8 protein-coding genes and 1 pseudogene are annotated in these 8396 nt (G+C 54.2%); 8 read left to right on the top strand and 1 reads right to left on the bottom strand.

The features are described 5' to 3' along the window. The 6 genes and pseudogenes from DN387_RS20650 to DN387_RS20625 form a co-directional block, all read left to right on the top strand. On the top strand, window positions 1-585 hold a 585-nt coding region (locus tag DN387_RS20650; protein WP_302329353.1), incomplete at its 5' end, for a tail fiber assembly protein. A gap of 55 nt (window positions 586-640) precedes the next feature. Continuing rightward, complete coding sequence (locus DN387_RS20645) at window positions 641-1252, top strand: glycoside hydrolase family 19 protein (RefSeq protein WP_054915181.1); 612 nt, start codon at window positions 641-643, stop codon at window positions 1250-1252. After that, entirely contained in the window at window positions 1249-1755 is a 507-nt protein-coding gene (locus tag DN387_RS20640) for a DUF2514 family protein (RefSeq protein ID WP_054915180.1), read from the top strand. The genes DN387_RS20645 and DN387_RS20640 overlap by 4 nt, the downstream gene beginning before the upstream one ends. Window positions 1756-1816: 61 nt before the next feature. Then, window positions 1817-2113: a hypothetical protein gene (locus DN387_RS20635; RefSeq protein WP_054915318.1), complete on the top strand. Its 297-nt coding sequence runs from the start codon at window positions 1817-1819 to the stop codon at window positions 2111-2113. A gap of 915 nt (window positions 2114-3028) precedes the next feature. Then, window positions 3029-5014 carry an acyltransferase family protein gene (locus DN387_RS20630; protein WP_054915179.1) on the top strand — a complete coding sequence of 662 codons (1986 nt, stop codon included), beginning with the start codon at window positions 3029-3031 and terminating at the stop codon, window positions 5012-5014. Between the two features lie 141 nt (window positions 5015-5155). Further along, window positions 5156-5281, top strand: a pseudogene (locus tag DN387_RS20625) (DUF2514 domain-containing protein); the annotation flags it as partial. A gap of 673 nt (window positions 5282-5954) precedes the next feature. On the opposite strand, the gene DN387_RS20620 reads toward DN387_RS20625, so the two are convergent. Then, window positions 5955-7088, bottom strand: coding sequence for a hypothetical protein (locus tag DN387_RS20620; protein WP_143516655.1), 1134 nt, complete (start codon window positions 7086-7088; stop codon window positions 5955-5957). A gap of 238 nt (window positions 7089-7326) precedes the next feature. Between DN387_RS20620 and DN387_RS20615 the strand changes: the two genes are divergently transcribed. After that, window positions 7327-7692, top strand: a complete 366-nt coding sequence (locus tag DN387_RS20615; RefSeq protein ID WP_082405726.1) for a DUF2388 domain-containing protein — start codon at window positions 7327-7329, stop codon at window positions 7690-7692. A 350-nt stretch (window positions 7693-8042) separates the two neighbouring features. Continuing rightward, window positions 8043-8270, top strand: a complete 228-nt coding sequence (locus tag DN387_RS20610) for a hypothetical protein (RefSeq protein ID WP_054915177.1) — start codon at window positions 8043-8045, stop codon at window positions 8268-8270. The last annotated feature ends 126 nt before the right edge of the window (window positions 8271-8396 follow it).

Raw genomic sequence — 8396 nt, 5'->3', positions numbered from 1 at the left:
TCTGATCTGGGCTTAGTTGTGGCCAGGTCCGCCGACATACTGGAAGTGAATGGTGTGGAATTTGACTTCACGCGATTACCGGATGGCGCGACGCTCCCTGCCGAGGCTGTCGACTGCGAGTTCGTGATTGCGCCAGTCGAGCGGATCAGTGGCGGCCTGGTGCTGACACTCATGCTGCCGCACGGCGCGGATGCGAGTGAGCAATCGCGCTTCCCTGTCGACATCGTCAGCCCGGCTGACGGCCGGGTACCACTGCCCACGGACCGCGACCCGCAGCCCGATGTCCCGCCGAACTGGCCTGCAGCTGTCGGCGCAATCGACTGGAGTCAGATGGTCACGGCAGAGATGAAGCAAGAAGCCACTGCAGCGCAGCTTCTCGGTGCGGTGCAGGCTGATGCGGCGAGCCGCCGTGCCGCTGCCGACTCGGCAATCGCACCGCTGCAGGATGCGGTCGACCTCGACGACGCAACCGAGGCTGAAGCCACTGCGCTGAAGGCCTGGAAGAAATACCGGGTCGCGCTGAACCGCCTGCCAGAGCAGCCTGGGTACCCCGCAAAAGTCGACTGGCCCGCGCCGCCGGCCTGATCACAGATGAATACCGATACCCGCCGCGGCGGGTTTTTTATTGCCTGGAGAAAGCATGCCAATCACAGAGCAGCAGTTGCTGCAGATCCTTCCCAGTGCCCGCCCGGTAGCGGGCATTTTTTTGCCTGCTCTAAACCGGGCAATGGCTCGCTTCAAGATCAACAGCCGGCTGCGCACCGCGGCGTTCCTTGCCCAGGTCGGTCACGAATCAGGCCACCTGCGTAGCCTGGTGGAGAACTTGAACTACAGCGCCGATGCACTGGCACGGACCTGGCCCACCCGGTTCACCGCGCTGTCGAGCGCCGCTTATGCCCGGCAGCCTGAGAAGATCGCGAACAAGGTGTATGCCGATCGCATGGCGAACGGCTCCGAGTCATCGGGTGATGGTTGGCGGTACCGAGGCCGCGGGCTGATCCAGCTCACCGGCCGGTCGAACTACCGCGCCGCCGCTGACGGGCTGGGCCTGCCCCTGGTCGATAAGCCTGAGCTTCTGGAGCAGCCTGAATTTGCCTGCCAGTCGGCCGCGTGGTGGTGGTCGCAGAACGGACTGAACGAGCTGGCGGACGCCGGAAAGTTCGAGGCTATCACTCGCAAGATCAACGGCGGCCTCAATGGCCAGGCTGATCGGGTGGCTCTATACGAGCGGGCACTGAAGGTGTTGGCGTGATCGGGTGGCGCACCGCCGGCGCGGCGGTGTGTCTCGCCCTGGTGCTGGTGTCGTACTGGGGTGCCTATGAGCATGGGCGTACGACGATGGACGCCGAGTGGCGGGGCAGGTGGGCTGCGCGCGATGCCGGGGACAAACAGGCTTGGGCCCTGGCTGAGCAGGTGGCTAGAAAAGAAGAGCTTCGCCGGCAGGCGGTGGTGGATGAGGAGGAGAGCAATGCGAGGAAACAGCTTGAACTGGCGGCGGCTCGCGCTGCTGCTGCCGAGTCTGCTGCTGGTGGGCTGCGCGGGGAAATCAGCCGGCTGCGCGCAGGGCATTCAGCCACCTGCAATGCCATCGCTACCCAGCAGCGCCAGACAGGAGCCTCTGCCGTTGTGGTGCTCGGAGGATTGCTTGAAGACGCTGACCGAATGGCGGGCAGCTGCGCAGCAGCGCTTGAGCGAAGCCGAATAGCTGGGCTAGCGTGTGAATCGATCATGGACGGCACGAGAACGCACCGCTGACCGGTGATTGCCTGAGACCATGACGGGCTATACGATACTGGTTTTACATACAGTATCGGCCATGCCACTCCCATACCCTCCAGCCTGGGTAACCGCACTCGATGACCGCGAGCCACTGATCACAGATCCAGAGGCGCGAGTTGCCGTGCTCAGGCAGATGGCCTACGACTGCTATCACCGGGCTGAGGTGTCCATCGAGGAGATGGGCGAAATGCTCGAGCTTGTCGAGGCGGCGCGGCTTTGGGCGCTGATAGAGCACGAAGAGGCCTGGGCGTTGGGCTTGTTTGGCGACTATCCGCAGGATCATCCCGGCGGCGTACAGGTGATACAGGGTAGCGGCAAGCCCACCTGTGAGTAGCTATATAAAGGAAGGGGAACGGTCGGCAGAACGCCGGATGCGGGACGGAGCCCGTGGGGAGATTTTCGGGGGATGGTGAAAATTGGTCTTGCACAGTTCGGCACCGTTTGCAGCGAGCGCCCGCTCAAGGCCTTGATCCGTAAGGCTTTAGGTGTATCCTGCACGCATGGGGTGCAAGGGGTCGAGTGTTCGAATCACTCCGTCCCGACCATATATTTCAATGACTTAGCCACCTTCGGGTGGCTTTGTTGTTTTTGGGGCTAGTGACTTTTCGAGTGACTTCGCCTTTTTCTTCGTCCAATCCTCCTTTTCAAGATCGTCAGCACCGGGCGCGTGAATCGGTTGCCGACACCTTGTTTGCAACTTCAATCAGCTGGTCACGCTCTGCGCAGGATAGCGTCGGCGCCTTAGGGCCAAAGTTTTTTTGTTGCCCGCGCCAGCTGGCTAGGGCCACTACAGACACTGCGCATCCTTCTATTTCGACACCGCAGAGGTAAGAAATTTCTTCGATTGTGGCGGCGGCCCAGCACGGTGCCGGATGGCCGGAACAAACGTGGTACATACGCCAGAGGTTCATGTTTTCAAAAAAGAGAGCGTTGACATGGTGCCCCTGCCGCTCACCGTCTTCCTGACATTCAGGGGAGGGCAGTATTGCCGGCCATCGACTGGGGGCCAACTTAAGCCAGATATCGCGCGTGAATTATTCCGTGTCAGTGTGGTTTGAGCCTTAAAGCTCTGCAGAACTCGGCGCCTGAGTGGCTTTCTTGGTGGGCTGAACTGGTGCTATCGCGGCTCAAGGGCGCCAGCCCACCGTGTAATCTCGATTTGTCGGACCGTATCACGTAGTATGTGCGCAAAATTCAGTGCCTATTGTCTTCGTCTACTACGGATAGCAACAGACTAATGACTTCTAATTTGTCCCACCCAAAATATAGACCGGACATTGATGGCTTGCGGGCCATTGCAGTTCTCTCAGTTGTAATTTTTCACGCCTTCCCAAGTGTCATGAAGGGGGGGTTTATCGGGGTTGACGTCTTTTTTGTAATATCTGGGTTTTTGATATCTACAATTATTTTTAAAAGCCTAGATAGAAGGGCTTTTAAAATAACGGACTTCTATGTTCGAAGGGTGAAAAGAATCTTCCCGGGTCTTTTGTTTGTTCTGATTTCAAGTTATGCACTAGGTTGGTACTTGCTTTTAGCAGACGAATACGCTCAGCTAGGAAAGCACATTGCATCTGGTGCTGGGTTTGTATCAAATTTTACTCTCCTTGGGGAGTCTGGGTATTTTGACAATTCTGCCGAGACAAAGCCACTACTGCACCTTTGGAGTCTAGGTATCGAAGAGCAGTTCTATATTATCTGGCCTGTGGTTTTGATCGTTGCGTGGAAGATTAGATTCAACTTTTTTATTATTGCCTTACTGTTAGCTGCAATCTCGTTCTACCTCAATATTGTTGGGGTCGCAAGCGATGCGACTTCAACATTCTACTCGCCGCACACAAGGTTCTGGGAGTTGCTATGCGGCAGTATGTTAGCGTGGGTGACTCACTACAAAGGTTCTGCGCTGCGAGAAATGAAGATCAGAATCGACGCGGGAATCTCAAATAGATACAGCGCCGTGTCGAACATACAGTCAGCGGCCGGTATTGCATTTCTCGTGCTTGGCTTCATCTTCATCGATAAGGAAGTTGGCTTTCCTGGAAAATTTGCAGCTGTTCCGGTCATTGGAGCGGTGCTGCTTATCGCTGCCGGCCCGGAGGCTTGGCTCAATCGTGTGCTAATGTCCAACAGGCTGATGGTATGGATTGGCTTAATCAGTTTTCCTCTCTACCTATGGCACTGGCCTATTTTAACGTTTGCGCGGATTGTCAACGGTGATGTCCCTGATGTCAGCGTGCGCGTTGCTGCGGTACTGTTGTCTATCGTGCTTGCCTGGATCACTTATCGTTTTATCGAGCGGCCTATTCGTGAAGGGGGCGATGGAAACGGCAAGGCCTATGCTCTTGTGTCCGCAATGGTTGTCATGGGGGCCGTAGGTTTTACAACTTACCAAAAAAATGGATTGGAATTTAGATCTTTGCCGCAGCAAGTATTGGCAAATGTAGGTGTGGTTTCCGGTTACAAGGAAACAATGGGGATCTATGGTCTTGGAAAGTGCTTCATAGACTATCATCAAAGCGCAGCAGATCTAATCAAAGAGCAGTGTGTAAGTGCTGAGGGCGCTGGTCGAAGACTGGTTGTCTATGGTGATTCCGAAGCGGCACATCTTATTGCTGGAATTAGAAAGGTATATGCAGGCAGTGAGTTATCAATTCAGCAGTGGACCGGAACTAGCTGCAGGCCATTTGCTTATATTGAAAATTCAGAGCGGCGCTGCACAGAGTTCTCGGATATGTTTGTAAAGGAGATGCTTCCAGATCTTGGTTCTGGAGATGTGTTGATTGTTGGTGCTAATTGGCTTGGCTCATACTTACGGATCGGTCAAACGCAGTATGAGCAAGAACTGGATCAATTTTTTAGTGATCTTGGAAAGGCTAGGGCCAAGGTGGTGGTGTTCGGTAATACGCCAGATTTTTCCGTTGAGCCAATTAAGTTTGTCGCAAGGAAAACAGCTTTCTCACATGCTCAGCAGTTTATGCGCTCTGATGATTACCTGCATTCTAATCTTGTGATCGAAAGGCTTGCAAAGAAATACGGGCTGGAATACTTCAACCCTTCTTCAGTACTGTGTCGGCACGAAGCACCACTTGAGTGTCTGGTGTATACCGGAAAAAGTATGACCTACTTTGATCGTGGACATTTGTCTGGGGCTGGGTCTGAAATTGTGGTTGAGGGGTTTGCCAAGCAGTTCGAACTACTTGATAAACCAATCGAAGAGATATCGGCATCTGCTGATTAGATATAACATCTAAATTAACCCGGCATTGTGCGGGCTTCTAGATATCCTCCTAATGCCCGCCAAGTTGCGGGCATTTTCGCCTGCTCTAAACCAAGCGATGGCTCGTTTCAAAATCAACAGCCTGCTGCGCGCCAGGCATCAGCCACCTGCAATGCCATCGCTGCCCAGCAGCGCCAGGCAGTGGGCTTTGCCATTGTGGTGCTTGGGCGATTGTTTGAAGACGCTGACCGAATGGCGGGCAGCTGCGCAGCGCTTGAGCGAAGTTGAACAGCGGGCCTTGCATATCAGGCGGTGGAGGATGGAATTCGTCGGAAGGGTGACAGCTATTTAGAAGGAGCGGATCGCTCGGCAGAACGCCAGGGCGGGCTAGCCAGGGCCAATGACCTTTGAAGTGACGTTGCTAGGATGCGTCCGGACTCGTGAGGCTTCGTTGCAGCGAAAGCAGGGCCGGAATCCTTTATTATCGTGCCGTACGCAGGAGTGGCACGCATGGGGTGCAAGGGGTCGAGTGTTCGAATCACTCCGTCCCGACCATATATTCAGAGAATAAGGCCATTTCCGAAAGGAGTGGTCTTTTTCATGTGTGTGATTTTTGTGCCCTGGTTTCAGGACACAAACAAAGCACAACGTTTTCAGTGATTGATTTCCTTCTGCGAGGCGGTTGCCTCGGGCTTAGCTGTTAGCTACTGTCCGGCGCGTGAATCTGGGGTTTAGGAGCCCGAGCTCTTCAACGATCCTTTTGAGTTAACTGCGTTGGCAGACAGTGTTGGCCCCGCCGGAAAGCAGGAAACGCTCAAAGTAAGGGGCGACCAGTTCAAAGACCAGATAGCCATTCTATGCATGCTGAGTTCGTTAATAGGCAGTTTTTTTAAGAGTGCCTGATTAAAAGATAGCGGGATATTATCTGGAGGCCGCTGGAGATGCTCCAGCGGCCTTAAGTTTACTGCTTTGCCCACGTGCCACAGAAAGATATTTGCGAATAGTTAATTTTGTAGAGGCGCCCTTGAGTAGGTGGGCACTCATGAGGCCATGCAGAGCCGATGTCCTTCAAGTAACTTGCTTGGCCGGTATTTATAATAGCTAGACTCCTGACTTGTTTGCATATTAGTGTTTTGGACTTTCCGTCCCAAATGACCCGCTCCCAGTCATTCCCAAATGTATTGGAGCAAGGTAGGTTTGAGTTGGCGGTGTTGTACCCTTTGAAGTCTGTTATGTATCTGTTGGATGTTCCGGTTTTTTTGCAATAAGCAATATCTGATTTTCCATCAAATGAGAAAGACGACCATCCTTCTCCAAGCGTGCTGCATTTTTGAGCTGCGCTTTTACCGGTCGCAGGCCAAATGGCAGTCACATCGACAACCCCAGTGGGTGGTGTGGGGGGCTCGGGCTCTGGTACGGGAACGGGTGAAGAAACGTATGGAGGAAGCTCAACAGATTTCAAATTTTTACCGCCTTCTGTAGTAGTGGCCACAACTATTACAGCAAGGTCAGCTTCCCTTCTAGTGCAAATTAATGAAAATCCCGACGCGGTAATCTGGTCTCCTGCTTTCGGTATATCGCCCTGGCAAGTAACATCTGAACTGGGTGATATTGCCCATTGGCGAACTTCTGTGAAGCCTTTCTCACCCCCGGGTGAATACTGGATATGATAAATAAAACGTTTTGGGTCTTGAGATGGCTGTATATAATGACTGACGCCAGAGTTGTTTTGTCTAATACATTCAGACCAAGAGCTGGCAATCACGTTGCTGGCTTTTTGGGCGATTTTCTTGTAGAGGGTGTTAGATAAGGCTTCATCATAATCCGATGAGCAGTAACTGCTGGAATACGACTGATTCGAGCTTGCAGAGCCGGTTATAGTGTTGTAGTTGAGGCTGCCGTCATAGTTGCTTGATCTGGCCTCGGAGTTGCAAATTACATCTTTCGAGAGATTGTATTTGTGCTGGAAGTCTAAGACGTTCTCCTTGTCGTATATTCCGTGTTTAAGAATTGCATCGCAAACGCTGTCGAGCGCAAAAGCCTGGGGTACGGCCAACAAAGATATTGCGGGAAGAAATGATGCCAAAAGCTTCATAAATGCCCTCATTGATCATCGATGTGGTCTCTGAGGGATAGCACACCGACTGGCAATGCGCCAGCCGGCGGAAGACGGGTATTTACTGAAGGCAGGTCTCGACGGGCAAGTCATACCGGACTTCCCAGCAAATGCCGAGCTCGGCATTTGCGAGTAGCACTTCTCCTCCACGCGATACTCCGCCAGAATGCGCGCACATTTCGATTTTGATGATCGGTCTAACGCATGGAGCGAGTAGGTGCGTCATTTACTAGCGGCAATAGTGCTCGGTTTTTCCTGCTCTCTGCCCGCCTTGGCGGGGGATGGCCGCGCCGTGGAACCCACGTTCCTCGGAGTAATCGTTACCTCGTCTCTGGCCGTGACGCTGTTTCCCGTGACCCTGACCGAGGACGCGGAAGCCAGCAGCCGAAATAGCAGCAAAAACCAGGATAAAAAAATCGTAGACGCCCGCAATGACGCGGCGGCCTATGTGGCAAGCGACGGCGCCATTCTGGGCGTGGAGCTGCAAGCTGCCTTGTCAGCGCTGCGGCCCGCAAGCACGGTAACTACTGAGGACGAGATGCAACTGGCGAAGGCGATCCTGGCCTATCAACCAGCGGACTAAAGTCCTGGCTAAAGCGCCTTTCTCACAACGGATTTGCAATCCGTTACATCCAAACCTCAGCCTTTCCCTATTCCCTGTAGTCTCTTTCCCAATCATACTCCCGCCGCACGCCAGCCATTGCGCCGGCCCAGTCAGCGCTCTAGTCTCCTCCGCGTCGTTGCTCATCAACGACCGGCTTTGACAGGCCGTCCCTGACTCTTGGCGCACGTGCACCCTTTATGGCGGCTGTACGTGGGGCACACTCGTGTGCGCCGAGTTCTAGAGTCCTCGGTCTGTCAACCCGCGTACCGCTGCCACCTTCTTGTTTGACAGCAGGTCTGTAGCAGCCTCATCGACTCTAGAGGTTCATCATGCTCAAGATCGTCCCAGACCCACCGCACCACGCCACCCAATCCCTCGAAGACATCCTCATCCAACTCTCCGAATACTTGCTCTGCGCACAGACCGTGTCGCAGCACGCGGTGCTACTTCATTCCCAAGCCCCCCAGCAGATGCTCAGCCTGGCGGCCGTGCATGAGATAGAACACGCGCGGGGGTTGGTGGAGGTGGCGTTGAGCCGGGTTCAGGCTGTTCACTGATGGGGTAGTAGGGGGCTTGGGTGCTATGCGACCGTGTTGCGGTCGTTCGCGGGTCAAGCCCGCTCCTACAGGGTTTTGTGGTGTGCATTCGGCTACGGCGGTGTCTGCATTCGCTGGCAAGGCCAG

It is taken from the genome of Pseudomonas sp. FBF18 (assembly GCF_024261405.1).
Classification (GTDB): domain Bacteria; phylum Pseudomonadota; class Gammaproteobacteria; order Pseudomonadales; family Pseudomonadaceae; genus Aquipseudomonas; species Aquipseudomonas palmensis.
Note: the sequence above shows the minus strand (reverse complement) of the source record. Positions and strands in the feature narration are given on the sequence as shown.